The 24,103-nt window shown below is 64.9% G+C and carries 22 protein-coding genes and 1 tRNA gene; 8 read left to right on the plus strand and 15 right to left on the minus strand.

All coding sequences use genetic code 11. The features are described 5' to 3' along the window. Positions 1 to 2 precede the first annotated feature (2 nt). The gene (gene map, locus ACWKSV_RS04445; RefSeq protein ID WP_076716151.1) at positions 3 to 830 is read right to left on the minus strand and encodes a type I methionyl aminopeptidase; all 828 of its coding nucleotides are present in this window, start codon (positions 828 to 830) and stop codon (positions 3 to 5) included. Positions 831 to 880: 50 nt separating this feature from the next. On the opposite strand from map, the gene ACWKSV_RS04450 reads away from it, so the two are divergent. Together ACWKSV_RS04450 and ACWKSV_RS04455 are read left to right on the plus strand one after the other, a co-directional pair. After that, positions 881 to 1,651 carry a competence/damage-inducible protein A gene (locus ACWKSV_RS04450; protein WP_076716152.1) on the plus strand — a complete coding sequence of 257 codons (771 nt, stop codon included), beginning with the start codon at positions 881 to 883 and terminating at the stop codon, positions 1,649 to 1,651. Between the two features lie 176 nt (positions 1,652 to 1,827). Further along, positions 1,828 to 2,805: an SDR family NAD(P)-dependent oxidoreductase gene (locus tag ACWKSV_RS04455; RefSeq protein ID WP_076716154.1), complete on the plus strand. Its 978-nt coding sequence runs from the start codon at positions 1,828 to 1,830 to the stop codon at positions 2,803 to 2,805. 24 nt (positions 2,806 to 2,829) lie between these two features. Here ACWKSV_RS04455 and ACWKSV_RS04460 read toward each other — a convergent pair. From ACWKSV_RS04460 to ACWKSV_RS04475, 4 genes are all read right to left on the minus strand, one after another. Further along, positions 2,830 to 2,903 (minus strand) — tRNA-Gly (locus ACWKSV_RS04460). A 68-nt stretch (positions 2,904 to 2,971) separates the two neighbouring features. Beyond that, positions 2,972 to 3,604, minus strand: coding sequence for a L,D-transpeptidase family protein (locus tag ACWKSV_RS04465; RefSeq protein ID WP_237243351.1), 633 nt, complete (start codon positions 3,602 to 3,604; stop codon positions 2,972 to 2,974). 35 nt (positions 3,605 to 3,639) lie between these two features. Next, on the minus strand, positions 3,640 to 4,602 hold the full coding sequence (gene dmeF / locus ACWKSV_RS04470) for a CDF family Co(II)/Ni(II) efflux transporter DmeF (protein WP_076716156.1): 963 nt from the start codon (positions 4,600 to 4,602) through the stop codon (positions 3,640 to 3,642). Between the two features lie 48 nt (positions 4,603 to 4,650). After that, a complete protein-coding gene (locus ACWKSV_RS04475; protein ID WP_056435008.1) occupies positions 4,651 to 4,926 on the minus strand; it encodes a metal/formaldehyde-sensitive transcriptional repressor in 276 nt (91 codons plus the stop codon). A gap of 138 nt (positions 4,927 to 5,064) precedes the next feature. Between ACWKSV_RS04475 and ACWKSV_RS04480 the strand changes: the two genes are divergently transcribed. Continuing rightward, positions 5,065 to 5,895: a PEP-CTERM sorting domain-containing protein gene (locus ACWKSV_RS04480; RefSeq protein WP_237243352.1), complete on the plus strand. Its 831-nt coding sequence runs from the start codon at positions 5,065 to 5,067 to the stop codon at positions 5,893 to 5,895. Here ACWKSV_RS04480 and ACWKSV_RS04485 read toward each other — a convergent pair. The 4 genes from ACWKSV_RS04485 to hppD all read right to left on the minus strand — a co-directional run bounded on the left by ACWKSV_RS04485 (position 5,885) and on the right by hppD (position 9,331). Beyond that, positions 5,885 to 6,244, minus strand: a complete 360-nt coding sequence (locus tag ACWKSV_RS04485; RefSeq protein WP_076716157.1) for a Rieske (2Fe-2S) protein — start codon at positions 6,242 to 6,244, stop codon at positions 5,885 to 5,887. The two genes, ACWKSV_RS04480 and ACWKSV_RS04485, sit on opposite strands and share 11 nt — an antisense overlap. After that, complete coding sequence (gene maiA / locus ACWKSV_RS04490) at positions 6,241 to 6,873, minus strand: maleylacetoacetate isomerase (RefSeq protein ID WP_076716159.1); 633 nt, start codon at positions 6,871 to 6,873, stop codon at positions 6,241 to 6,243. The genes ACWKSV_RS04485 and maiA overlap by 4 nt, the downstream gene beginning before the upstream one ends. Next, on the minus strand, positions 6,870 to 8,150 hold the full coding sequence (hmgA, locus tag ACWKSV_RS04495; protein ID WP_076716161.1) for a homogentisate 1,2-dioxygenase: 1,281 nt from the start codon (positions 8,148 to 8,150) through the stop codon (positions 6,870 to 6,872). Before hmgA ends, maiA begins: the two co-directional genes overlap by 4 nt. Before the next feature lie 119 nt (positions 8,151 to 8,269). Beyond that, complete coding sequence (hppD, locus tag ACWKSV_RS04500; RefSeq protein ID WP_076718150.1) at positions 8,270 to 9,331, minus strand: 4-hydroxyphenylpyruvate dioxygenase; 1,062 nt, start codon at positions 9,329 to 9,331, stop codon at positions 8,270 to 8,272. A 63-nt stretch (positions 9,332 to 9,394) separates the two neighbouring features. Between hppD and ACWKSV_RS04505 the strand changes: the two genes are divergently transcribed. Next, positions 9,395 to 9,865: a MarR family winged helix-turn-helix transcriptional regulator gene (locus ACWKSV_RS04505; protein ID WP_076716162.1), complete on the plus strand. Its 471-nt coding sequence runs from the start codon at positions 9,395 to 9,397 to the stop codon at positions 9,863 to 9,865. Here ACWKSV_RS04505 and ACWKSV_RS04510 read toward each other — a convergent pair. Genes ACWKSV_RS04510 through ACWKSV_RS04525 form a run of 4 tightly spaced genes read right to left on the minus strand, consistent with a single transcriptional unit; the run spans position 9,844 to position 14,238 of the window. Beyond that, positions 9,844 to 10,851: a glycosyltransferase family 4 protein gene (locus tag ACWKSV_RS04510; RefSeq protein WP_076716164.1), complete on the minus strand. Its 1,008-nt coding sequence runs from the start codon at positions 10,849 to 10,851 to the stop codon at positions 9,844 to 9,846. The two genes, ACWKSV_RS04505 and ACWKSV_RS04510, sit on opposite strands and share 22 nt — an antisense overlap. Continuing rightward, positions 10,848 to 12,437, minus strand: a complete 1,590-nt coding sequence (locus tag ACWKSV_RS04515) for an alpha-amylase family glycosyl hydrolase (RefSeq protein WP_191864517.1) — start codon at positions 12,435 to 12,437, stop codon at positions 10,848 to 10,850. The genes ACWKSV_RS04510 and ACWKSV_RS04515 overlap by 4 nt, the downstream gene beginning before the upstream one ends. Further along, positions 12,434 to 13,549, minus strand: coding sequence for a glycoside hydrolase family 130 protein (locus tag ACWKSV_RS04520; RefSeq protein ID WP_076716166.1), 1,116 nt, complete (start codon positions 13,547 to 13,549; stop codon positions 12,434 to 12,436). The genes ACWKSV_RS04515 and ACWKSV_RS04520 overlap by 4 nt, the downstream gene beginning before the upstream one ends. A 56-nt stretch (positions 13,550 to 13,605) precedes the next feature. After that, a complete protein-coding gene (locus ACWKSV_RS04525) occupies positions 13,606 to 14,238 on the minus strand; it encodes a TetR/AcrR family transcriptional regulator (RefSeq protein WP_483666904.1) in 633 nt (210 codons plus the stop codon). Between the two features lie 128 nt (positions 14,239 to 14,366). Between ACWKSV_RS04525 and ACWKSV_RS04530 the strand changes: the two genes are divergently transcribed. The 4 genes from ACWKSV_RS04530 (at position 14,367) to mtnP (ending at position 21,244) form a co-directional block, all read left to right on the plus strand. Next, positions 14,367 to 15,554 carry an efflux RND transporter periplasmic adaptor subunit gene (locus ACWKSV_RS04530; protein ID WP_076716167.1) on the plus strand — a complete coding sequence of 396 codons (1,188 nt, stop codon included), beginning with the start codon at positions 14,367 to 14,369 and terminating at the stop codon, positions 15,552 to 15,554. Positions 15,555 to 15,572: 18 nt separating this feature from the next. Further along, positions 15,573 to 18,785: a multidrug efflux RND transporter permease subunit gene (locus ACWKSV_RS04535; protein ID WP_076716169.1), complete on the plus strand. Its 3,213-nt coding sequence runs from the start codon at positions 15,573 to 15,575 to the stop codon at positions 18,783 to 18,785. After that, positions 18,778 to 20,247, plus strand: coding sequence for an efflux transporter outer membrane subunit (locus ACWKSV_RS04540; RefSeq protein ID WP_076716171.1), 1,470 nt, complete (start codon positions 18,778 to 18,780; stop codon positions 20,245 to 20,247). The genes ACWKSV_RS04535 and ACWKSV_RS04540 overlap by 8 nt, the downstream gene beginning before the upstream one ends. A 118-nt stretch (positions 20,248 to 20,365) precedes the next feature. After that, the gene (gene mtnP / locus ACWKSV_RS04545; RefSeq protein ID WP_076716172.1) at positions 20,366 to 21,244 is read left to right on the plus strand and encodes an S-methyl-5'-thioadenosine phosphorylase; all 879 of its coding nucleotides are present in this window, start codon (positions 20,366 to 20,368) and stop codon (positions 21,242 to 21,244) included. Positions 21,245 to 21,247: 3 nt separating this feature from the next. On the opposite strand, the gene ACWKSV_RS04550 is transcribed toward mtnP, so the two are convergent. Together ACWKSV_RS04550 and ACWKSV_RS04555 are read right to left on the minus strand one after the other, a co-directional pair. Further along, the gene (locus ACWKSV_RS04550; protein WP_076716174.1) at positions 21,248 to 22,540 is read right to left on the minus strand and encodes an MFS transporter; all 1,293 of its coding nucleotides are present in this window, start codon (positions 22,538 to 22,540) and stop codon (positions 21,248 to 21,250) included. Positions 22,541 to 22,579: 39 nt separating this feature from the next. Beyond that, complete coding sequence (locus ACWKSV_RS04555) at positions 22,580 to 24,067, minus strand: alginate export family protein (protein ID WP_083706651.1); 1,488 nt, start codon at positions 24,065 to 24,067, stop codon at positions 22,580 to 22,582. Positions 24,068 to 24,103 lie beyond the last annotated feature (36 nt).

The following is a 24,103-nucleotide window of genomic DNA, read 5'->3' on the forward strand; positions in this document are numbered from 1 at the left end:
CCTTAGATATAGGGCGGCTGGGTATAGCCCGCCGGGCTGAGCGTGAAGATTTCGCAGCCCTGTTCGGTGATGCCGATCGAATGCTCGAACTGTGCCGACAGCGAGCGGTCGCGTGTCACCGCCGTCCAGCCGTCATCGAGCAGCTTCACGTCGGGGCGGCCGATATTGATCATCGGTTCGATGGTGAAGATCATGCCGGGCTTCAGCTCGGGGCCGGTGCCGGGGCGGCCGACATGGACGACTTCGGGCGCGTCGTGGAACAACAGGCCCAGACCATGGCCGCAAAAATCGCGGACCACGCCGTAACGATGCTTCTCGGCATGCTGCTGAATGGCATGGGCGACATCGCCCATATGATTGCCGGGCCTGGCCTGCTCGATGCCCAGCATCAGGCACTCATAGGTCACCTCGACCAGCTTGCGCGCCTTGAGCGGCACGTCGCCGATCAGGTACATGCGGCTCGTATCGCCATGCCAGCCATCGACGATCGGGGTGACGTCGACATTGACGATATCGCCCGACTTCAACGTCTTTTCGGACGGAATGCCGTGGCAGACGACATGGTTGATCGAGATGCAGGTAGAATGGGTGTAACCGCGATAGCCCAGGGTCGCGGGCACGCCGCCGCGCTCGAGGATGAACTGGTGGATCAGGCGGTCGATCTCAGCGGTGCTGACCCCCGGCACCATATGCGGGACCAGCATGTCCAGCGTCTCGGCGGCCAAGCGGCCCGCCTTGTGCATCCCGTCGAACGCCTCGCGGCCCCAAAGCTTGATCGCGCCGGTCCGCCCCTGGGGCGCGTCGGCGGAAACGGTCACATAATCGGTCATGACGGCGATATAGCGTGGCGCGACCGTTTTTGCGAGGCTATGTCGGGCGCATGGAAACCGCGACCCTACCTGAGCGTATCTGGACCGCCGCGCTGATCGTCATCGGTGATGAAATCCTCTCGGGCCGGACACAGGATCGCAACATCGCGCAGCTCGCCACCTGGCTGAACGTACAGGGAATAAGGCTGGCCGAGGTGCGGGTCGTCGCCGACCGGCCGGAGGCGATCGGCGAAGCGGTGAACACGCTGCGTGTACGTAACGACTATCTGTTCACCACCGGCGGCATCGGGCCGACGCATGACGACATTACGGTCGACGCGATCGCTGCGGCGCTGGGCGTGCCGGTGATCGAGCATCCCGAAGCCCGTGCGATCCTGGAGGATTATTATACGACACGCGGCGGGGTGACTGCCGCCCGCGCCCGGATGGCGCGCGCGCCGGAAGGGGCGTCGTTGATCCCCAATCGGGTGTCGGGCGCGCCGGGCATCCGCATCGGCAACATCTTCATCATGGCGGGTGTGCCGCACATTACGGCTGGCATGCTCGACGCGTTGACCGGCACGCTGGAGGGCGGCCGCCCGGTCGTGTCGGGAACCATCGGCTGCTGGGTCGGCGAGAGCGAGGTCGCCGAGCTGCTGCGTCAGACCGAAAAGACGCATGAGGGCGTGGCCATCGGCAGCTATCCCTTTTTCCGCGAGGGCCGGACGGGGGCGAATTTCGTCGTGCGAAGCCCCGATGCGGCGCAGGTCGATGCCTGTCTGCGGGATCTGACCCTCGCGCTGGAAGCCGATGGTCGCGACGTCATCGCGGGCGGCATCTGAGCCGCCGATCCTTTTGCATTTTCGTACTTTTTCAAGACTGACGCCCTAAAGGCGGGTCATCGGGCGGCGTGTGCCTGTCCCGGGTGGTCGATGATATGGAGTGGTTACGGATGCGGATTGCGGTGAGTGGAACGGGGCGGATCGTTCGCCCCGATGCGGTTCTGGGACTTTAATCAATGGCCGCCCCCATCCTCGTTACCGGTGTGGCAGGGTTTATCGGTCACGCCACCGCCCATCGCCTGCTCGCACGTGGTGAGACGGTCATCGGGATCGATAATCTCAACGACTATTACGAACCGGCATTGAAGCAGGCGCGGCTTGCCAGTTTGCAGGGCGTTCCCGGATTTTCCTTCCATGCGATGGATGTTGCGGATGCCGAAGCCGTCGCCGCGCTGTTGCGAGAGTATGGCGCCGACCGCGTCGTCCATCTCGCGGCGCAGGCGGGCGTACGCCACAGCATCGACCACCCCTTCGCCTATGAACGCTCCAATATCGGCGGGCAACTCGCGGTGCTGGAGGCCTGTCGCCACCAGCCGGGCTTCGTTCACCTCGTCTATGCCTCGTCCAGCTCGGTCTATGGCGACAAGCCGATGGGCGGGCAGGGGTTCAGCGAGGACGAGCCGTCCGTTTCCCCCGTGTCACTCTATGCCGCTACCAAGCGCTCCTGCGAATTGATGAGCCAGTCTTATGCGGCGCTCTATGGCTTTCCGCAGACGGGGCTGCGCTTCTTCACCGTCTATGGCCCATGGGGTCGGCCAGACATGGCCTATTTCTCGTTCACCCGGAAAATCCTGAACGGCGAGCCGATCGAGATTTTCGGCGAGGGCCGGATGGCGCGCGACTTCACCTATATCGCAGACATTGTCGACGGCATCGTGGGTGCGCTGGACCACCCGCCCGAGCGCGGTGGCCACCGCATCCTGAACATCGGCGACAGCCAGCCTGTCGGATTGATGGACATGATCTCCACGCTCGAGCGGACGCTGGGCCGAGACGCGATCAAGATCATGAAGCCGATGCAGCCGGGCGACGTGACCGCCACCTATGCCGATGTGTCGAAGCTCAACGCGCTGACCGGCTATGCGCCCAAGGTCGCACTGGCCAAGGGGTTGGAGCGTTTTGTCGCCTGGTATCGGGATTATTACCGGGTTTAGGACGACCCGAGACCATTGAGGGGATGGAGCGGGTGAAGGGAATCGAACCCTCGTATTCAGCTTGGGAAGCTGCTGCTCTACCATTGAGCTACACCCGCGTCGTGGTGCTGCCTATTCAAGCCATGGGAATTTGGCAAGCGGGTGGGGCCAAATTTCTTCGGGGTCGTCAGCCCAGGATCGACTGGCCCAGCGCCATGGTCTTGCCGTTGGTTACGATCACCCGGTCGCCCAGTTTCGTCGCGGCGAACAGCTTTTTGGCAAAGCCGGTGGGTACGCCGATACAGCCATGGGTGGCGTTGCCGTAGCGCACATCGCTGGCGTGGATGGCGACGCCGTCATTGGTCAGCCGCAGCATATAAGGCATGGGCGCGTCGTACAGATTGGAGACGTGGTCCGCGTCCTTTTGCAGGATGGGAAACTCGCCGAGCGGCGTCGGCATATTGTCCGCGCCATAGATGATCGCAGCCGTCCCGATCTCATAGCCGTCGCGGAAGATCGAGACGACCTGCGCGGCCAGATCCACCGTGATGACGATGGGACCGCCGGGCGCGCCGCTTTCGTCCCATATGAAGTCGCCGTGCTTCAATGGCCCCTTCAGGTCCAGGATACGGCGCACGACGAAGGGCGCGGACGTCGGAGTAGGCGAGGGGGCCGCGATCGGCGGCCGGGAAAGGATGCGGGGTGCTGTCGTCTTGGCGGGCCGGGGCGCGTCATCGCGAGCGGCATGGCGGGCCAGCATCACGCCGCCGCCCGCTACGCCCAGAAGTATGGCTCCCGCCAGAATTTGCAGCGCTCTCATCCCGCGCCTTCTACCATCCCTTCTTCAACAAGGGATTAGCGGATTTCGACCGTGACATGGCCGAGCGCGGCCATCCCCTCCAGCCGCCGATGGATCGTCGCGCTGGTCAGCGCCGTGTCGATGCCCTCGACCGAAAGGACCACGGCATGGGCGGTGGGTCCGATCCGCCAGATGTGGAAGTCGTGGATGCGCAGGTCGCCGGGTGCCTCCACCCGATCGCGGACCTGACCGGCGAGCTTGGGATCGGCCGCGTCGAGCAATACGGTCGAGGCCTGGCGCATCAGTCCGACCGACCAGTTGGCGATGACCGCCGCACCGAGCAGTCCGACCGCCGGGTCGAGCCAGACCCAGCCCAGATAGCGCCCCGCCACCAAAGCCAAGATGGCCATGACCGAGGTCAGCGCATCCGCCAGGACATGGATATAGGCCGCCCGCATGTTGGTATCGCCGCCATAGCGATCATGCGAACGCCCGTGGTCATGGTCGTGATCGTGGTCATGATGATCATGCGAATGACCATGGCCATGGGAGTGGCCGTGGCTATGCCCATGATCATGTCCGTGACCATGGCCGAGCAGCCAGGCGCTGGCGATGTTGACCAGCAGGCCCAGTACCGCGACGAAGATCGCATCCCCGAACGCAACCGCATGCGGATCGGCCAACCGCATGACCGACTCATAGGCGATGCCCAACGACACCAGCCCCAGCACCATTGCCGATCCGAAGCCCGCCAGTTCGCCGACTTTGCCGGTGCCCCAGCTATAGCGCGGGTTGGCGACGTGGCGCTTGGCATAGGAATAGGCGATCGCCGCGATCCCCAGCGCTCCGACATGGGTCGCCATGTGGAAACCATCCGCCAGCAGCGCCATCGATCCGGTGACATAGCCCGCGACGATCTCGCCGACCATCATCCCCGTCGACAGCCACACCACCAGGCGGGTGCGGCGCGCATTCTCGTCATGGGCATGGCCCAGATAGTCATGGCTATGCGTATTCATAGGGGCGTTCACGGGGCTGTTCACGGCAAGACAATCCTCGATCGGCAATCAGCGGAAATGGCGGCGGAGCAACTTGGCCAGCTCGGTGGCGGCGGCCTTGCGTTCCTCGTCGGACAGGTCGGGGGCTGCGACATGGGCGTGGAGGTGGTCCTCGACCAGTTCGTCCATCAATCCCGCCACCGCGCCGCGAACGGCCGCGACGAGATGCAGCGTCTCGGCGCAATCGGCATCGGCCGTCACCGACCGCTCGATCGCGGCAACCTGTCCCGCGATCCTCCGGACGCGCGCGATGATCTTTTCCTTGCTGGTGGTGACATGCGCCATAATGGATAGGGGTATAGGGTATAGTGGAATTTCGATCAACGGGGTTGCGTACCGGCTTCGGCATCCGTCAGTAGGGTTGCCATGAAAGGGAGAGGTATGGGCATGATGGGAAAAATTCGGCGTGGGGGTTTGATAGCGGTGGCATTGACCGCTTCCGGCCCGGCGACGGCGGAGTCGATCCTGTTCGTCGGCAACAGCTTCACCTTCGGCGCGCATTCGCCGGTCATGCGCTATCGCCCCGATCTGGTCCGCGACCTGAACCGGGAAGGCATTGGCGGCGTGCCCGCGCTGTTCAAGACGTTCGCGAAGGAAGCGGGCCAGGACTGGCAGGTCAGCCTGGAAACCGCGCCCGGTCGCGACCTCGCCTATCATTACGAGCAGAAGCGCAAGGAGATCGACCGGCGCTGGGATGTCGTCGTGCTACAGGGCTATAGCGCCCTCGATGCGCAGCGGCCGGGCGATCCGACGCGTCATGCCGAGGCCGCGGGGCTGTTGACCGCCATGCTGCGCCGGGCCAATCCGCGCGTTCGGGTTGAGCTGGTGTCCACCTGGAGCCGCGCGGACCTGACCTATCGTACCGCCAGTCCCTGGCGTGGCAAGCCGATCACGGCGATGGCGGACGATCTGGCGGTCGGAAATGCCTATGCCGTGCGACGCTATCCCGAAATCTCGGGCACGATCCCGGTCGGGCAGGCATGGAACAGGGCCTGGGCGGAGCGGGTCGCCGATCCGAACCCTTACGACGGCATCGCCTTCGGACAAGTCGATCTGTGGAGTTGGGACCAGTATCACGCCAGCGCGGCGGGTTATTATCTGGAGGCGCTGGTCGTCTTCGGAAAGATCACCGGGTTCGACGTCCGGCGGCTGGGCGAACAGGAGCGGGCGGGGATCGATCTCGGGCTGGAGCCGCGTCTCATCGGCCGGTTGCAGGCGATCGCCCATGCCGAGCTCACGGCCGTCACGCCGTAACGATTGCTCCATCACGCACCGTGACCGGCCAAGGCGTCAGACGCTGCCCCATACAGGGGCCGCCCACACATTGGCCGTCCGCCACGTCGAAGATTGCACCGTGCCAGGAACAGACGATCCGTTCCCCATTCGGGGTCAGATAGGCGTCCAGTTCCTGCGCCAGCGGCAAGCCCATATGCGGGCAGCGGTCGACATAGCCTTGGACCACCTCGCCGCGCCGCACGATGAAGCCGTGAAAACGGCCCGCCCGCATCTGGAGCACGAAATTGCGCGCCGCGCCATCGGCGATGGTATCGAGCGGGCCGAGCGTGATCCCGGCGGGCGTGGCGGTCAGGCGTTCGTCGCTCATGCCGCGTCGCCCTGAACCTCGGGTGATGCCTCGGGCACCCGTTCGCGCAGGCGCTGGGCCGTCGCGACGAGCAGGGGAAAGGGCGACAGGTCGACCGCGAACCGCTGGGCATTATAGACTTGCGGGAGGATATGGCAGTCGGCCAGCGTCGGCATATCGCCATAGGCATAGCCCGCGCCGTGCCGTTCGATCAGCGTTTCCAGTGCGGCGAAACCCTCCGTCACCCAATGGCCGATCCAGCGGGTTATGGCGGCTTCGTCGGCACCCATATCCTGCCGCAGCATCGTCAGGACGCGCAGGTTGTTGATCGGGTGGATATCGCATGCCACGATCGCCGCCATCGCCCGCACCACCGCCCGCCCGGCACTGTCGCCGGGAAGGAGTGGCGGATCGGGATAGCGTTCTTCCACCCATTCTAGAATGGCGGGGCTCTGGATCAGCGGCCCATCCGGGCCCTCCAGCACCGGCACAAGGCCCTGCGGCTGGAGCGCGCGATAATCGGCGGCACGCTGCGCCCCCGTACGCAGATCATGCGCGACGCTGGTATAGGACAAGCCTTTCAGTGCCAGTGCCAGCCGTACCCGATAGGCGGCGCTCGACCGCCAATAGCCGTGGAGCGTCAGGCTCATAGGGGCAGCTTGGCCTTGGGGAAATCCTTCCACACGGCGTCGTAATCGAGTTGCGCATGCGACAGCGCATGGGTCGTCGGGCGATAGGGCCAGCAACTTTCGACCATGAAGGCCATGGTGCCCTCAATCCGATGCGGCTTCAGTTCCGCGTTGCTCGCCCCCTGCCAGCTGGCGAGGTCGGGGCCGTGGCCCGCCATCAGATTGTGGAGTGACAGGCCGCCGGGTTGGAAACCTTCCGCCTTGGCGTCATAGGCGCCGGTGATCAGGCCCATCGCCTCGGACATGACGTTGCGATGGAACCAGGGCGGACGGAACGTGTCCTCCGCCACCATCCAGCGCGGCGGGAACAGGACCAGATCGGCATTGGCGCGGCCAGGCACGTCGCTGGGTGAGGTTAGCAGGGTGAAGATCGAGGGATCGGGATGATCGAAGCTGACCGTGTTGATCGTGTTGAAATGCGACAGGTCGTAGCGCCAGGGCGCGAGATTGCCGTGCCACGCCACCACGTCGAGCGGGCTGTGGTCGAGCGTCATCGTCCAGAGCGAGCCTAGGAATTTCTGGACCACCTGGGTCGGCTCGTCGCGATCCTCGAACCAGGCAATGGGTGTCTCGAAATCGCGCGGATTGCCCAGCCCGTTCGCGCCGATGGGGCCCAGATCGGGCAGGCGGAACAGGCTGCCATGGTTTTCCGCGACATAGCCCGCCGCCTCGCCATCGGGCAGCTCGACGCGGAAGCGGACGCCGCGCGGGACCAGCGCGATCTGGCCCGGAGCGATGTCGATCCGGCCCAGCTCGGTCAGGATGACCAAGCGACCCGATTGCGGCAGGAAGACAAGTTCGCCGTCCGCATCGACGAAGACGCGATCCATGCTGCGGTTGCAGGCATAGATATGGACGGCGACGCCCTCCAGATCCGCCGGATCGCGGTTGGCGAGCATCGTCGTCATCCCGTCAATCCAGTCGGTGCCCGGCGGCGTCATCGGCGCCGGATCCCAGCGCAGGCGATTGGGGGGCAGGGGGCTGTCGCCGGTGCCGGGGGCAAAGCGCGGCGCGCTGTCATAGGGTTCGTAGGGTGGATGCTCGGCGGTCGGACGCAGGCGATAGAGCCAGGAGCGACGATTTTCGTGACGCGGCGCGGTGAAGGCGGTGCCCGACAGTTGCTCGGCATAGAGGCCGTAAGCCGGGCGCTGTGGCGAGTTGCGGCCGATGGGGAGGGCGCCGGGAACCGCCTCGGTCGCGACGTGGTTGCCGAAGCCGGGGATATAGGATGTCGTCATCTCTTTTCCTCTCCACAACACGCCAGCGCGTCAGACGCGGCCGAGCCGCGCCTTATGCGCTGGCTCGGCCGCGCTGGCCGGGCTCGCTCGCGCACCTTCGTGCGCGCATCGGCGGATGCTTATGCATCCACCGTGATGACGCCGCGCCGGATCTGGTCCAGCTCGATGCTCTCGAACAAGGCCTGAAAATTGCCGTTGCCGAAGCCTTCATTGCCCTTGCGCTGGATGATCTCGAAGAAGATCGGCCCGACCATATTCTCGGTAAAAATCTGGAGCAGGATGCCCTCTTCGCCGACATTGCCGTCGATCAGGATACGGTTCTTGCGCAGCCGCTCCAGATCCTCGCCATGGTTGGGCACGCGCTTGTCGACCAGTTCGTAATAGGTCTCGATCGTGTCCTGCAACCGGACGCCGCGCGCCCGCAGCTTTTCCACAGTTTCGTAGATATTGTCGGTCGTCAGCGCGAGATGCTGGATGCCTTCGCCATTATATTCGCGGATGAATTCCTCGATCTGGCTCTTCTCGTCCTGGCTCTCGTTCAGCGGGATGCGGATCGCCTTGTCGGGGGCGATCATCGCCTGGCTGAACAGGCCAGTCGCCTTGCCCTTGATGTCGAAATACTTCTGTTCCTCAAAGCCGAACAGCTTGGAGTAGAAACCCGACCAGGTGCGCATCTCGCCACGGCGTACATTATGGGTCAGGTGGTCGAGCAGGTCGAGCCCGACATTGTTCTCCGCCTCGGCCTGCTGCCAGCCTTCGATCTCGGTCCAGTCGGCGAACAGGTCGCTGCCCGCCTTGACCAGGTAAAGATAGCTGCCGCCGATCCCTTCGATCGCCTTGGCATCCGGGGTCAGGCACCCGCGCGTCGTGTCGACCGGGGTGGCACCGCCCTTGACCGCGTGGTCGAACGTGTCGGCCGGATCGGCGACATAGAAGCCCATGCCGCTGGCCGAGGGGCCGTGTTCAGCGCGGAAGTCCGCCGCCTGGCCCTGCTCCTCTGCGTTGAGCAACAGGGTGATGCGGCCCTGCTTGTAGCGGGTGATCGCCTTTTCGGGATGACGGTGCGTCGGCACGAAGCCCATCGCGTCGAACTGGCGCGCCAGCGTATCGGGCTCGGGCGTCGTGAATTCGCAGAATGCGAAGCCGTCCAGGCCCAGCGGATTGTTCGGGGTGGTTGCCATGACGTCCAACTCCTGATCCAGTATCTTCCGTTACCAGATCGCAGAATGGGGAATTGGTGTCAAATGTTACGATCTCGCGAATTGCGGCTGGATGGCTTCCTTCCCTATCGCCTGTCGATCACGTCCAATCTGGTCAGCGACCATATCGCCAGCGCCTATCAGCAGCTGTTCGGGCTCACGATTCCCGAATGGCGGCTGATCGCGATCGTCGCGGAGGAGGGCGCGGTCGCCCAATCGGCGGTGTGCGAGCGCAGCCGGATGGACAAGGTGACGGTCTCGCGCGCGGCCATCGCTATGGTTGGGCGCGGCCTTCTGGCCCGCAACGCGCATGACGGCGACCGCCGGTCGCACCTGCTGGTCCTGACCGAAGCGGGGCGTGAGCTTTACGCCGATGTCGCACCCAAGGCGCTGGAACTGGAGGCGCAGCTATTCGCCGGGTTCACGCCGGACGAACTGGAGGCGTTCGTGACCATGCTCCACCGGATCGATGCCGTCGCGCTGGCGCAGCGGGATCAGCCCAGGATCGTGCGGTAAAGCTGAAGATAGCGATCGGCCATGCGGTCGACAGAGAAGCGGTCGGCCGCTACCTTTCGGCAGGTCGCCCGGTCGATCTCGCCGATCCGGCCGACCGCTTCGATCGCCTGTTCGACGTTCTCCACGAGAAAGCCGTTCACCCCGTCCTCGACCAGTTCCGGCATCGATCCGCGCCGGATCGCGATGACCGGCGTACCGCAGGCCATCGCCTCGACGACGGACAGGCCGAACGGCTCATCGAAGTTGATGAGATGGAGCAGTGCCTTGGCCTGTCCGAGGGTGGCAGTGCGATCCGCGCCACCGACCGGACCGCGATAGACGATGCGGTCGTCATCGACATGGGGACGGACCTCGCGCTCCCAATAGCCTTGATCCTGCACGATGCCCGCCATAATCAGGCGGCGGCTGGCCGCCTGGGCGACGGCGATCGCTTCGACTGCCCCCTTGTCCGGGTGGATGCGACCGAAGAAGAGAAGATCGTCACTACCCACTGGATCGAAAGGAAAATCGTCCATCGGAATGCCGTGATGGATGGTGTCGGCATAGTGCAGGCGGGGGTCGCGATCCGCGTCCGAGATCGCGACATAGTGCACGCGTTCCTGATACGGCTCGTACATCGGCATGATGCGCTCCGACGAGAAGCCATGGATGGTCGTCACCATCGGCGTGTCGACCAGTCCGGCAAAGGCATGCGCCGGGAAATCGGCCTGATTGTGGATCAGGTCGAATTCGCCCGCCCGCTCGAACACGGCGGCGAGATGGCGCATTTCCCACACCTTGGCATCGACGCTCGGGTCTTCGGAATAGGGGGCGGGGACGGGGCCCGCCAGCGTGGCGGCGGTGATGCTGTCCTGCGTCGCGAACAGGGTGACGTCGACGCCGCGCGCGACCAGTGCTTCGGTCAGCAGGCTCGTCACCAGCTCCCAGGGGCCATAGGCGCGCGGCGGAGTGCGCCACGCGATCGGGGCAATCATCGCGATCTTCATGCGGGCGTGTCGACTTTCAGGATCAGGCCCTCATCGGGGCGCAAATGGGAAGGCGTATCGCTCGGCAGATCACCGAGCGTCGAGAGAATGGGGCGGCCGGTCAGGCTTAGACGCGCCGGCTCCGTACCGAGGTTGAGCGCGACGACGAAGCGTTCACCATCCTGTTCGCGCTCATAGGCGAGCACAGAACCCTCCGCCTCGATCAACCGGATCGCTCCGATGGCCAGCGCCGGGCTGCTCCGCCGGAGCGCCAGCAAGGCGCGGTGAAGGGCCAGCATAGAGTCGGAATCGGCCAGTTCGTTGGCGACGTTGCGCGCTTGCCAACCGGCTCCCAATGGAAGCCATGGCTCACGGGCCGTGAAGCCGCCCTGCGGGCTGTCATCCCATGGCATGGGCGTGCGGACGGGATCGCGACCGAGTCCCAGGCCCGGCTCGCGCAACTCGCGCGGATCGCGGACACGGTCGGGCGGAATGACGCCATTCTCCATGCCCAACTCGTCGCCATAATAGAGCGTCGGCGTTCCGCGCAGCGTCAGCAGCAGCATCGCCGCCACCCGCGCCTGGGCCGCCCCGCGCTTTGTCGCACTGCGCGGGCGGTCATGGTTGCCGAGCACCCAATTGGGCCAGCCTCCGGGGGGCAGGGCGGCTTCATATTCCGCGATCATCCGCGCCAGATGGCGGGCATCCCAGGGGGCGTCGATCAACTGGAAATTGAAGGGCAGGTGCACGCCCTCGCCATGCTGCCCATAATAGCGCATCAGTCGCTCGACCGGCAGATAGATCTCGCCGATCAGCACGCGCTCGTCACCCTCGCGCCCGAATGCATCGGCGATGGCCCGCATGTCGGCGGCGATGTCGTGGACCTCGGGCTGGTCGGTCGAATGGAGCTGGAACACCCGGTGCATCTCGCCCGTCGCCGGGTCCCAGTCCGGATTGAGCGGATTGTCCGGGAAGCCCGCATGTTTGACGATGTGCCACAACACGTCGATCCGAAACCCGTCGACCCCGCGCGCGAACCAGAAGCGCAGCACGTCGAGCATCGCCGCGCGAACCTCCGGGTTGCGCCAGTTGAGGTCGGGCTGTTCCTTCAGAAAGGCGTGGTAATAATATTGACCGGTCGTCTCGTCCCAGGTCCAGGCGGGGCCGCCGAAGTCACTGATCCAATTGTTGGGCGGTCCGCCGTCCGGGGCTGCATCGCGCCAGATATACCAGTCGCGCTTGGGATTGTCGCGGCTCGACCGGCTTTCGACAAACCAGGGATGCTGGTCCGAGCTGTGATTGGGCACGAAGTCGAGCAGCAGCTTCAGCCCGCGCGCATGGGCCGAGGCCAGTAGCGAGTCGAAATCGGCCAGTGTTCCGAACCGGCTGTCGACACCGCAATAGTCCGCCACATCATAACCGAAGTCCGCCATAGGTGACGGAAATATAGGGGAAAGCCATATCGCATCGATGCCCAGATCGACGAGATAATCGAGCCGCTGCTCGATCCCACGGAGGTCGCCGATGCCGTCTCCATTGCTGTCCTGAAACGACCAGGGATAGATTTGATAGAGCACCGCCGACTGCCACCAGGGTCGCACGCTCATACGAACAAGCCCTTGGACAGGCGGGTCATGCGGCAGGCCAGATCGGCTTCGCCGCTCGCCACCAGATAATGGTCGCCCATGTCGATGATGCCGGTGGAAAAGACGACCGGCGTCGGCAGATACATCTGATGCGCGATCGAGGCGGTCAGTTCGGGCGCGGCCTCCATGATCGGCCGATCGTCGGCGAGGCGCAGGATGCGGGTGGGTTCGTCCTTGTCGAGCAATGCCCAGAAGCTGCGATAGATGCCGACCGACTCGCGCCGCTCGACACCGTGATAGAGGGTCAGCCAGCCATGTTCGGTCAGGATCGGCGGCGTACCTCCGCCGACCTTCATCGCCGACACCGAGTCCTTGCGCGCCCGAATGCCAGGCGCCTCCAGCGGTTTCCAGTGCAGCGCATCGGGCGAGGTCGCAAAATTGATCGACGGTCCGCCGACAAAGGGGCTGTCGTCGGGATAGGCGAAATACACATCACCCAGCGGCCGGGTCAGCGCCATGAACCGGCCGTCGACCAGCCCCTCGAAAAACAGCATGTCCTTGTTCTGATGGTCGAGGATGATCCCCGCCAGCCGGTAATCCAGGCCGTTGTCCGAGATATGGAGCGTCGTCGAATGCCGCTCGGCCGACACCGAGCAGGTCGTCATGTACCATCGGTCGCCGACCCGGCTGATCCGGGCGTCTTCCACGCCATAGTCCTGCCAGGTCGCGGCCGGTTCGATCGCCTTGTCATAGTGGACCGCGACAATCGTCGAGCCGTCCGCCGATAGCTCGACCGGCAACAGCCATGACAGGGAGGTCAGGGCGAGTATCCGGTGCGCGCTGCCGCGAATGGCGAACTGGCGGGGATCGGTCATGTCGACCGCCGAGAGCGGGTAGCGGTCGAGGACATAACCCGCGGTCGTCCAGCGGATCGCACGGACATGATCGCCATCGACCGGCTGGCTCAACGCCTCGGCCACGCGAACCATCAGAAGGATGTTGCCATTGGCCAGCCGGGTCATGCCCGGGTTGAACGCCCCCAGCACATAGGTCGGCTCTGATATGCCGCGCCGAAGCGGGGAGCGGGACAGATCGACATCATCGGGGCGGAAGATCAGCAGGTCGTCGGACATGGCCCGCCAACGCCTGCTATACCCTCGCGTTCCCGATGAAGATCGCGCCCCGTCGCTCAACCCGCCGTCGCGACCTTCAGGAACACCGACCAGCGATGCTCGAAAAAGGCGTCCGGCGTCATGCCGTTGAAGGGGTCGGGAAGATCGAACTGCATCCGGCGGCTCGGTCCGTCGAGAATGTCGGCAAGTAAACTGAACAGCGCCAGCGCGCTGTCGTCACGCCGCAACAGCCCGGCATCCTGCGACGCCTGGATGCAGGCGATGATCGGATCGGCCAGCACGCGGTCCCAGGTCGCGAATCGCTGACGCAATTCCTCGGAGAAAATCGCCTCCGATGTCAGAAAAGCCATGAACCGGACCGAGTCCGGCTGGACACAGAAAAAGAAGAAGCGGCGGGCGGAATTCTTCAATCGCTCCAACGGATTGGCTCCGCTGCTGTCGTCCAGCATGGTCTGGTTCAGCCGGTCGAGGTCGCGCGTCACCGCCGCGTCGAGCAGCGCCATTTTGCCTGCGTAGCGGCGATAGATAGTATGCTTGCTAACCCCCACGGATAAGGCGATTTCTTCCATCGAGGTGCCCTCGATTCCGCGGCTGCAGAACGCCTCTCGCGCGCCGGAAAGAATGATATCGTCAATATGCTGCGCCTGCTCGCGGGTCGGGCGTCCGGCGGTCCGTTTCGTGACTGTCATATTCCCCTCTTGCGTCCTCCCACGGCATTGGTCAAATTTAATTGCACCTGGTCGTTGCTTTTTCGCAGGTGCGAAGTACAGGGGAACTTAATGACCGAAACGTCATGTGCTTCAGGGAGTTTCACGGGATGTCCAAATTTACCGTCCTGGGGTCGTCGCTCGCGATGGCATTGGCGCTGGTGGCGTGCGGGCAGGAAGCGTCGCAGCAGCAACAGGCTGCTCCGCCACCGCCCCTCGTCACCGCAATCACCGTTCAGTCTGCTGCCGTTCCCAACATCATCGAGCTGCCCGGCCGGATCGAGGCGATCCGCACCGCCGAGGTCCGGGCCCGGACCGATGGTATCGTCGAGGCGCGGCTGTACCGCGAAGGCACCGACGTTACCGAGGGGCAGCCTCTGTTCCGTATCGACCAGCGCGACTATCGCGCGCAGGTGCAACAGGCCCAGGCTGCGCTCGCACGGGCCGAGGCGGCACGGGTGAACGCCGCATCTATCGTCCGCCGTTACCAGCCGCTGGTGTCGGAACGCGCGGTCAGCGCGCAGGAGTTCGACGCGGCCCAGTCGACGCTGCGCCAGGCGGATGCCAGCGTCGCCGATGCTCGCGCCGCCTTGTCGCGTGCGCAGTTGCAGCTGAGCTACACCATCGTCCGCGCGCCCATCGCCGGTCGCGTCGGTCGCGCGCAGGTGACCGAGGGCGCACTGGTCAGCGCGACCCAGGCGACGCCGCTGACCCAGGTCGACCAGCTCTCGCCGATCTACGCCGTCTTCACCCAGTCGAGCGCGGCGCTGAGCGAGTTGATCCAGCAGGCGCGTTCGGGTGGTCTGGCGCTGCCCGACCTGTCGCACATCACCGTGCGCCTGACGCTGGAGGACGGATCGGAATATGGTCCGACCGGCCAGCTCGACTTTGCCGGGCAGACGGTGGATCCGACGACCGGCAGCCAGCAACTGCGTGCACGCTTCCCCAATCCGACCCGCGCCCTGCTGCCCGGACAATTCGTCCGCGCCCATGTGAATGCAGGCACGATCCGCAACGGCATCTCGGTGCCGCAGCGCGCAGTCCAGCTGAGCAACCAGGCAGCCTCGGTGATGGTGGTCGATGCTTCGGGCACAGTCCAGTCGCGCCCGGTCACGCTGGGCGGTCAGGTCGGCAGCAACTGGGTGATCCTGTCCGGTCTGAAGCCGGGCGAGAAGGTCATCACCGAGGGGTGGCAGAAGGTACAGCCGGGCCAGAAGGTCCGCATTGGGCAACCTGGGCAAGCCGGTGGCGCGCAGGCACAGGGGCAGGCAGGCGGTCAGCCCGCCACAGGCCGCTGATCGCCGGAGTAGAGCATCATGAACCGCTTCTTCGTCTATCACCCGGTATTCGCCTGGGTGATCGCGCTCTTCATCGCGCTGTTCGGTGTGATTTCGCTGCGGCTGCTGCCGATAGAAAGCTATCCCTCGGTCGCGCCGCCCGCGCTGAACCTCGCCGTCAGCTATAACGGTGCCGATGCCGAGGTGATGGACCGTTCGGTGACCGCGGTCATCGAAAAGGAACTGAACGGCGTCGACAATTTCCTCTACATGGCGTCGACCAGCCGTTCCAACGGCACCGCGCAGATCACGGTCACCTTCAAGCCGGGCACCGACCTGGACGTGGCGCGCACCCAGATCCAGGATCGCCTGAGCCGCGCCGAACCGCGCCTGCCGCAGGAGGTCCGCGCGCTGGGCATCCAGGTGACCGAGGGCTCGGCGGGCTTCCTCGAAGTCATCACGCTCAGCTCCAAATCGGGCAAGACCAGCCCGGTGGAGATGGGCAACTTCGCCGAGAATAATATCCGCAACGAGCTTCGCCGTATCGACGGCGTGGGTGACGTGCAGCTGTTCGGCTCGCCCTATGCGATGCGTATCTGGCTCGATCCGCAGAAGCTGGCGGGCTATAGCCTGTCGGCGTCGGAAGCGCTGGCCGCCGTGCAGGAACAGAACAGCCAGACGGCGGGCGGTTCGATCGGTGCGCAGCCGCTGAACCGTACCGCCGAGTTCACCGCGCAGATCATCACCCAGAACCGCTTCGCCACGCCGGAGCAGTTCCGCCAGATCATCATCCGCGCGAACCCCGACGGTTCGGCCGTACGCCTGGGTGATGTGGCGCGCGTCGAGCTGGGCAAGGACAATTACGGTTTCCGCCTGACCCTGAACGGCAAGGAGACCGTGGGTCTGGCGGTCCAGCTGGCCAGCGGCGCGAATGCACTGGCGACGGCGGACGCGGTCACGGCCAAGATGAAGCAGCTTCAGGCAAGCTTTCCGGCCGATGTGACGTGGAGCGTGCCCTTCACCACGACGCCGTTCATCACCGCCTCGGTCGACAGCGTGATCCATACGCTGGTCGAGGCGATGATCCTCGTCTTCCTGGTGATGTTCCTGTTCCTCCAGAACTGGCGCGCCACGCTGATCCCGGCGATCGTCGTGCCGATCGCGCTGGGCGGTGCCTGTATCGGCCTGCTGGCCTTCGGCTTCTCGATCAACACGCTGTCGCTGTTCGGCATGGTGGTGGCGATCGGCATCCTGGTCGACGACGCGATCGTGGTCGTCGAGAATGTCGAGCGTATCATGTCGGAGGAGGGGCTGAGCCCCCGCCGCGCGACCGTGAAGGCGATGGGCCAGATCACGGGTGCGATCATCGGCATCACGCTGGTGCTGGTGGCGGTGTTCATCCCGATGGCGTTCTTCCCGGGCTCGACCGGCGGTATCTATCGCCAGTTCTCGGTGACGCTGGCCGTGTCGATCTTCTTCTCGGCCGTGCTCGCGCTGACGCTGACGCCCGCGCTGTGCGCCACCCTGTTGAAGCATGAGGATGCGCATCAGGAGGACCGACGCGAGCCCAAGCCGGGCGTGCGCGGCCTGCCGCAGCGTTTCTTCAACTGGTTCAACGACAAGTTCGGCCAAGGTACGGAGAAATATACGAGCGGCGTGAAGCGGATGATGTCGCGGCCGGTTCGCTGGCTGGCGGTGTTCGCCGTCGTCGTCGTCATCACCGGCCTGATGTTCACCCGCATCCCCGGCGGCTTCCTGCCGACCGAGGACCAGGGCTATATCTTCGTATCCTATGACGCGGCACCCGGCGCGACGCTGGAGCGGACGGGCGAGGCGATCACCAAGGTCGAGAAGTTCCTGCACGACCAGCCGCAGGTGTCGGACATCGTGTCGGTCGCGGGCTTCAACTTCTTCGGCCAGGGTCAGGCGGCGGGTATCTCGTTCGTCAACCTGAAGCCCTGGCACGACCGCAAGGGGACCGAGAACAACTCGACCACGCTGGTCGGCAAGACGATGGGCTTTGTCCAGTCGATCCCGGAGGCGACCATCTTCGCGCTCGACCCGCCGCCGATCCAGGCGCTGGGCAATGCGACGGGCTTCTCGATGAAGATCGAGGATCGGTCCGGCTTGGGCGCAGCGGCGTTGCAGCAGGCGCAGGGCGCGATCCTGGCCAAGGCGTCGCAGAACAAGGCACTGATGGGCGTCCGCCCAGAAGGCCTGGGACCGGCACCGCAGCTCTACGTCGATATCGACCGTATCCAGGCGCGCGCGCTGGGGCTTCAGATTGCGGATGTGAACCAGACGCTTTCGATCGCCTTCGGCTCGGCCTACGCCAACGATTTCGTTCGCGATGGCAATGTGTTGCGCGTCTATCTTCAGGCCGATGCACCGCAGCGCATGTCGCCCGAGGACGTGCTGGCGCTCCGCGTCCGCAATGCGCAGGGCAATATGGTGCCCTTCTCGGCCTTTACGAAGGTGCGGTGGCAGAACGGGCCGCAGCAGCTGGAACGCTATAACGGCTATCCGTCGCTGACCGTCTCGGGCATGGCCGCGCCGGGCCAGTCGACCGGCACCGCGTTGAAGCAGATGGAGCAGATCGCACGCGAGGTGATGCCGGCCGGCATGAGCTTCGAGTGGACCGGCACGGCCTATGAAGAGCAACAGGCGGGTGGCCAGATCGGCCTTCTGCTCGGCCTGTCGCTGGTCGTGGTCTTCCTTCTGCTCGCCGCGCTCTACGAAAGCTGGGCGATCCCGCTGGCGGTGTTGCTGGTGGTGCCGTTCGGCGTGCTGGGCGCGGTGTTGATGACCATCTTCCGGGGCTTCTCGGCGGACGTGTATTTCAACGTGGGTCTCATCACGATCATCGGTCTGGCCGCCAAGAATGCGATCCTGATCGTCGAATTCGCGATCGAGGACGAAGAGGGCGGCCGTTCACCCTTTGAGGCGACGCTGGAGGCGGCGCGCCAGCGTCTGCGTCCCATTTTGATGACCAGCCTTGCCTTCATCCTGGGCATGGTGCCGCTGTTCATCGCGACGGGGGCGGGTGCGGCCAGCCGTCGCGCGGTGGGCACGGGCGTGATGGGTGGCATGATCGCGGCAACGGCGTTCGGCATCTTCTTCACGCCGGTATTCTACATCGCAGCCAAGAAATGGCTGGCACGCGAGCATGACCATGAGGCGGCGGATGCCGAGGAGGAAGCGCGCGAGCGTGAGGCACGAACCGGCGAAGAGGAGGGCCCGGCCCATGCGTAAAGGGATTTCCCGTGCCGCCGCCATGTTGGCGCTGACCAGCGCGCTGGCGGGCTGCAATCTGGCACCTCAATATCGTCAGCCCATCGCGCCCGTCTCCGCCACCTATCCCGAGGCGGCAAGCGGTACCCGGACGGCGGCCGAGATCGGCTGGCGCGAGTTCTTCGCCGACGAACAGCTCAAGGCCTATATCGCCGCCGCCCTCGCCAATAATCGCGACCTCGCCCAGGCGGTGGCGCGGGTGGCGCAGGCGCGGGCGCAATATCGCATCCAGGATGCGCAGCGTCTGCCCGCGCTGGACGCCACGGCGGGGGCAGCGCGGACGCGGGTGCCGCTCAACTCGCTGGGCTTCGGCAACGCGATCCCCGGCGCGGGGGATGCGCAGAACCCGACCTCGATCACCTATAATCAGTTCTCGCTGGGCGCGCGGGTGTCGAGTTTCGAGCTGGATTTCTGGGGCCGGGTTCGCAACCTGGCCGAGGCGCAGCGGCGGCAATATCTGGCGACCGTCGAGGCGGAGCGCGCTTTCCGCCTGTCGCTGGTCGGACAGGTCGCCGCGACCTATCTTCAGATCCGCGCCGCCGAAGAACAGATTGCGCTTGCAGAGCAGACTGTCACCAGCCGCCGTGAGGGGCTGGGCATCGCCAAGCGACGGATGGATGCGGGCGTGACGTCCAGTGTCGATTACGACCAGGCGGCAGCCCTGCTGACCCAGGCCGAGACGCAGTTAGCCGAGCTTCGCCGTACCGTGGCGCAGTCGCAGAATTTGTTGACCGTGCTCGTCGGCGGCCCGATCACCGCGCCTCTGCCCGCCGGACGGCGGCTGGGTGACCAGAACCAGTTCGCCGCGATCGAGCCGGGCCTGCCCTCCGCACTGCTGGTCAACCGGCCTGACGTTCTTCAGGCCGAGCAGCAACTGCTCGCCGCCAACGCCAATATCGGCGCGGCCCGCGCGGCGTTCCTGCCCAGCATTTCGCTGACCGGGCTGGCAGGCTTCGTCTCGCCCGCGCTCAGCAGCCTGATCGACGGCAATTCGACCCAATATCAGGTGCAGGGTGCAGCCCTGTTGCCGATCTTCGACTGGGGCCGCCGCAACGCGCAGTTGAAGCTCAGCCGGGCGCAGGCGGACGAGCTGACCGCCGCCTATCAGCGCACCGCGCAGGGCGCATTCCGCGAGGTGGCCGACGCGCTGGTCGCCCGCCGCCGCTATGCGGAGCAGATCGAGGCGCAGACTCGCGCCGTCGACGCACAGCGGCGGCTCGCCCGGACGGCGCGGCTTCGCTACACTAACGGCATCGCCATCTATCTCGAAGTGCTGGATGCCGAGCGCAACCTGTTCTCCGCCGAGCAGCAATTGCTGACCCTGCGCAGCGCGGCGCTCCAGAACGACGTCACCCTCTATGTCGCGTTGGGCGGTGGCCTGCGCGAAGGCGGAGTGGCGACCACGGTTCCCGCGTCCGGCTAAATCCCCGAACCCCCGGCCGGCGCGGTCGAGCGAGGGGCGTACGGGTCCTCCCCCCGTGCGCCCCTTTGCTTTGTCTGACGGAGCGCCTAACCGGCGCAGGATGCAACGGGAGAGCACTATGACGGGCTGGACGATCGGGATCATTGGCGGCTCTGGCCTCTACGCGATCGATGCGCTGGAGAATGTCGAGACGCTGGTGCTCGACACGCCCTGGGGCGCACCGTCCGACACGCTGGTGCGCGGGCGCATCGGGGGCGTGCGTTTCGTCTTCCTGCCGCGCCATGGCCGGGGGCATCGCCTGTCGCCGACCGAGGTCAATGCGCGCGCCAATATCCATGCGCTGAAGCTGGCGGGATGCACCGACGTGCTCGCCATCTCCGCCATCGGCTCGCTGCGGGAGGAATTGCCGCCCGGCCATTTCGTCGCGGTTGACCAGTTCATCGACCGGACCGTCCACCGCGATACCAGTTTCTTTGGCGAAGGGTTGGTCGCCCATGTCTCGATGGCCGATCCGGTCTGTCCGCGCCTGTCGACCCTGGCGGCGCAGGCGGGCGAGCGGGTAGGAGCCAGCATGGTCCATGGCGGCACCTATCTCGCAATGGAGGGGCCGCAATTCTCGACCCGCGCGGAAAGCCATCTGTATCGGCAATGGGGCGCGGACGTGATCGGCATGACCGCGATGCCCGAGGCGAAACTGGCTCGCGAGGCGGAGCTTCCCTATGCGCTGATCGGCATGGTCACAGACTATGACTGCTGGCGCGAGGACGAGGCGCATGTCGAGGTCGATACGATCCTCGCACAGCTCAGCCGAAACGCGGCAACCGCGCGGGCGCTGGTCGAGGAACTGGCCGCCATGCTGCCCGAAGAGCGGACCGCCTCGCCGATCGATACCGTGCTCGATCAGGCTCTGATCACCCATATCTCGCATGTGGATCGGGCCAAGGCGGATAGCCTCGGCCCGATCGTGTCGCGTGTCCTCGCCAAGCGAGGCGGTTGAGGATCAGTCCTCGACGATCTGGCTGTTCTTGCGGGTGTCGCGCATCCGCAGGTACACGATCAGCGAGATGCCGATCATCGCGGTGACATACCAGTAGAAGCCCTGTTCGAAGCCCGCCTTCTTGAACAGCAGCGCGACCGATTCCGCCGTGCCGCCGAAAATGGTATTGGCTAGCGCATAGGGCAGGGCGACGCCGAGGGCCCGGATATGCGCCGGGAACAGCTCGGCCTTCACCACGGCGTTGATCGACGTATAGCCGGTGACGATGATCAGCGCGCCCATGACCAGCGCCCCCGCGACGATCGGATCGCGCGTCGTCTCCAGCGTCGAGAAGATCGGATAGGTCAGCAGCACGCCTGCGATGCCGAATGCGACCATCAATGGCTTGCGTCCGATCCGGTCCGACAGGCCGCCCGCCACCGGCTGGAGCAGCATGAAGACGAAGAGGGTGACGGCGTTGATCTGGCTGGCGACCTCACGGCTGAAGCCGCTGGTGTTGACCAGGAACTTCTGCATGTAGATCGAATAGGCATAGAAGGCGAGGGTGCCGCCCGCGGTCAGCAGCATGACCGTCAGCGTTTCCTTGGGATGCTTGGTGAACAGCTGAACCAGGCCCGACTTGGGCGCGCCGTCCTTCTTGGCGTTCTTGAAGCTGTTGGTCTCGGCCAGGCCACGCCGCATATAGAAGACGACGACCGCCAGCACCGCGCCCACGGCGAACGGGATGCGCCAGCCCCATTCGTCCAGCGCCGCCTCGGACATGGTCGATTGCAGGATCAGCAGGACGCAGATGGCGAGCAGCTGGCCCGAGATCAGCGTGACATATTGGAAGGACGAGAAGAAACCGCGCCGGTCCTTGCCCGCCATTTCCGAAAGATAGGTCGCACTGGCGCCATATTCGCCGCCGACCGACAGCCCTTGCATCAGGCGCGCCAGCACCAGCAACGCCGGGGCGGCCAGGCCGATCGTCTGGTAGCCCGGCGTGACGGCAATGATCAGCGAACCCGCACACATCAGCGTGACCGACAGGCTGAGCCCCGCCTTGCGGCCCCGGCTATCGGCATAGATGCCCATGACCCATGCCCCAATCGGCCGCATGATGAAGCCGACCGCGAACACGGCCGCCGCGCTCAGCAACTGCGCTGTGCGATCCTCCGACGGGAAGAAATGCGGGGCGAAATACAGGGTGAAGGCGGAGTAGACATACCAGTCGAACCATTCGACGAGATTGCCGGTCGAGCCACCTATGATGGCCTTCAACCGCTCGCGCCCGGGATCGGCGGTGATACTGGTCATGTCATACTCCCCTTTACAATTTTCGGCGTTGTCGCCTTGTTAGAAGCGGAAGCTCAACCATCCTGCCCAGAAATCCGAGCTTTTCAAGTTGGCGCGTTGCAGCACCGTGTCCGCCTTGAAATGTTCGTAACGGCCAACGAACGAAAGACGCGGCGTTATGGTCCATGTCGCCTGAAGACGGGCGACCTCGGCCACCTTCTTGCCGCGGACATTCTGCGTGCCCGGCAGCGCCGAGCCGTTGGCGCGGTACACTGCGTCGAACTCGTCGGGCCGCCAGGCAAAGCCATATTCGGTCGCCAGACGCACGCCCTTGATCGGCGAGAAGGTGAAGTTCGGTGCGGTGTACAGCAGGTTGGTCGGCGTCAGGAACAGCCCATAGCTATAATAGATGTTGTTGCCGAACAGGCCGTTGGTCGTGTTCAGCTCGCCCGTCCGCTGATAGGCACCGCCGCCCGAGCCATAGTCGAAATGCACGCCGACCCGCGGCGCGTCCGGCTTGTTACCCAGGCGATAGGTCTGGGCGATGAACGCCTGCCACGCCTCGATCGGACGGTTGTTGAAGGTGCCGCGCTGGTTGTTGACGGTCCAGTCGATATTGACCGGCCCGGCATCGCCATAAGCGTGGAGGCCGAGGAAGTAGCGTTCCTCCAGCCCGGTCGTTGGACCCCAGACTGCCCGGCGGTTGCGGAGGCGCCAGATGAACGGGTCGAGGTACAGCTTGGACCCGCCGAACAGCTTGGGCGACAGGCGGAAGCCGAAGGTCGCGCCCGAGAAGCGCACGTCCGGGTTGGTCTTGTCGTCGCTTATGCCCTGAAAGCCATAGGTGACGTAGTTCAGGTCGAAAATATCGACCCGGGCATCCTTGCCGCGCGCATAGGCGCGAACGCCGTCCAGCACGAAGAACAGCGTGTTATTGTCACGACCGACCGTCAGCAACTGCGGCCCGTCGAAGAATTCCTGGCGACCGGCGCGCACGCCGACGTCCAGACCCAGCGCCTTGCCCTTCACCTCGGCGAAGAGCTGCTGCACCGCCAGCTGGTTGCGCAGATTGCCGCCCGGTGCGCCAAGGTTGATGCCCTGGAGTTCGGCGCGGCCGAGCTCCCCGAAGACACGGAAATGATCGCCGAGGTGGACATCCGCGCCGCCGACGATGCGGGCGATATCCTGACGCTGCTGCTGCACTTCGCGGAGGTTGGGATTGGTGGTGATGTTGACGCGGGTGCGAAGCTCGCCCGAGAAGGTGACATAGGACTTGCCGTCCTCGGTCAGCTTCACGCATTTCAGGGCGTCGATAAAGTCGTCGCGCTTGGACGGATCGCAATATTTGCGCCAGTCCTCGGCCCAGCGGGACTGATTATAACCTGCCACGGTGTTGCCATCGCCCGCCGCGCTCGTGGGATAGGCGGTGCTGGCAGGGCTGGCGGGTTCGGCAGCGGCCTTCGGGGTGACGGTCTGTGCCATAGCCGGGGAAACGGCAACCCCAATCGCCGACACCATGGCGGTGCCGACAAGCCATAGAAACTTCATGGAAAATCCCCCTCAATCAAACCAATATGTCGTCGC

Source organism: Sphingomonas sp. SphC10 (genome assembly GCF_057004845.1).

Bases quoted from the DNA above. Each gene is read 5' to 3' on its own strand.
- ACWKSV_RS04550 (WP_076716174.1), bottom strand. From the start codon at position 22,540: ATGACCAGTATCACCGCCGATCCCGGGCGCGAGCGGTTGAAGGCCATC.
- maiA (WP_076716159.1), bottom strand. From the start codon at position 6,873: ATGAGCCTGACGCTCCACGGCTATTGGCGGTCGAGCGCCGCCTATCGG.
- ACWKSV_RS04510 (WP_076716164.1), bottom strand. From the start codon at position 10,851: ATGAAGATCGCGATGATTGCCCCGATCGCGTGGCGCACTCCGCCGCGC.
- hppD (WP_076718150.1), bottom strand. From the start codon at position 9,331: ATGGCAACCACCCCGAACAATCCGCTGGGCCTGGACGGCTTCGCATTC.
- ACWKSV_RS04475 (WP_056435008.1), bottom strand. From the start codon at position 4,926: ATGGCGCATGTCACCACCAGCAAGGAAAAGATCATCGCGCGCGTCCGG.
- ACWKSV_RS04505 (WP_076716162.1), top strand. From the start codon at position 9,395: ATGTTACGATCTCGCGAATTGCGGCTGGATGGCTTCCTTCCCTATCGC.
- ACWKSV_RS04530 (WP_076716167.1), top strand. From the start codon at position 14,367: ATGTCCAAATTTACCGTCCTGGGGTCGTCGCTCGCGATGGCATTGGCG.
- hmgA (WP_076716161.1), bottom strand. From the start codon at position 8,150: ATGACGACATCCTATATCCCCGGCTTCGGCAACCACGTCGCGACCGAG.
- ACWKSV_RS04540 (WP_076716171.1), top strand. From the start codon at position 18,778: ATGCGTAAAGGGATTTCCCGTGCCGCCGCCATGTTGGCGCTGACCAGC.
- ACWKSV_RS04455 (WP_076716154.1), top strand. From the start codon at position 1,828: ATGGCCGCCCCCATCCTCGTTACCGGTGTGGCAGGGTTTATCGGTCAC.
- ACWKSV_RS04535 (WP_076716169.1), top strand. From the start codon at position 15,573: ATGAACCGCTTCTTCGTCTATCACCCGGTATTCGCCTGGGTGATCGCG.
- ACWKSV_RS04555 (WP_083706651.1), bottom strand. From the start codon at position 24,067: ATGAAGTTTCTATGGCTTGTCGGCACCGCCATGGTGTCGGCGATTGGG.
- ACWKSV_RS04515 (WP_191864517.1), bottom strand. From the start codon at position 12,437: ATGAGCGTGCGACCCTGGTGGCAGTCGGCGGTGCTCTATCAAATCTAT.
- ACWKSV_RS04520 (WP_076716166.1), bottom strand. From the start codon at position 13,549: ATGTCCGACGACCTGCTGATCTTCCGCCCCGATGATGTCGATCTGTCC.
- ACWKSV_RS04450 (WP_076716152.1), top strand. From the start codon at position 881: ATGGAAACCGCGACCCTACCTGAGCGTATCTGGACCGCCGCGCTGATC.
- mtnP (WP_076716172.1), top strand. From the start codon at position 20,366: ATGACGGGCTGGACGATCGGGATCATTGGCGGCTCTGGCCTCTACGCG.
- ACWKSV_RS04465 (WP_237243351.1), bottom strand. From the start codon at position 3,604: ATGAGAGCGCTGCAAATTCTGGCGGGAGCCATACTTCTGGGCGTAGCG.
- ACWKSV_RS04485 (WP_076716157.1), bottom strand. From the start codon at position 6,244: ATGAGCGACGAACGCCTGACCGCCACGCCCGCCGGGATCACGCTCGGC.
- map (WP_076716151.1), bottom strand. From the start codon at position 830: ATGACCGATTATGTGACCGTTTCCGCCGACGCGCCCCAGGGGCGGACC.
- ACWKSV_RS04525 (WP_483666904.1), bottom strand. From the start codon at position 14,238: ATGACAGTCACGAAACGGACCGCCGGACGCCCGACCCGCGAGCAGGCG.
- dmeF (WP_076716156.1), bottom strand. From the start codon at position 4,602: ATGAATACGCATAGCCATGACTATCTGGGCCATGCCCATGACGAGAAT.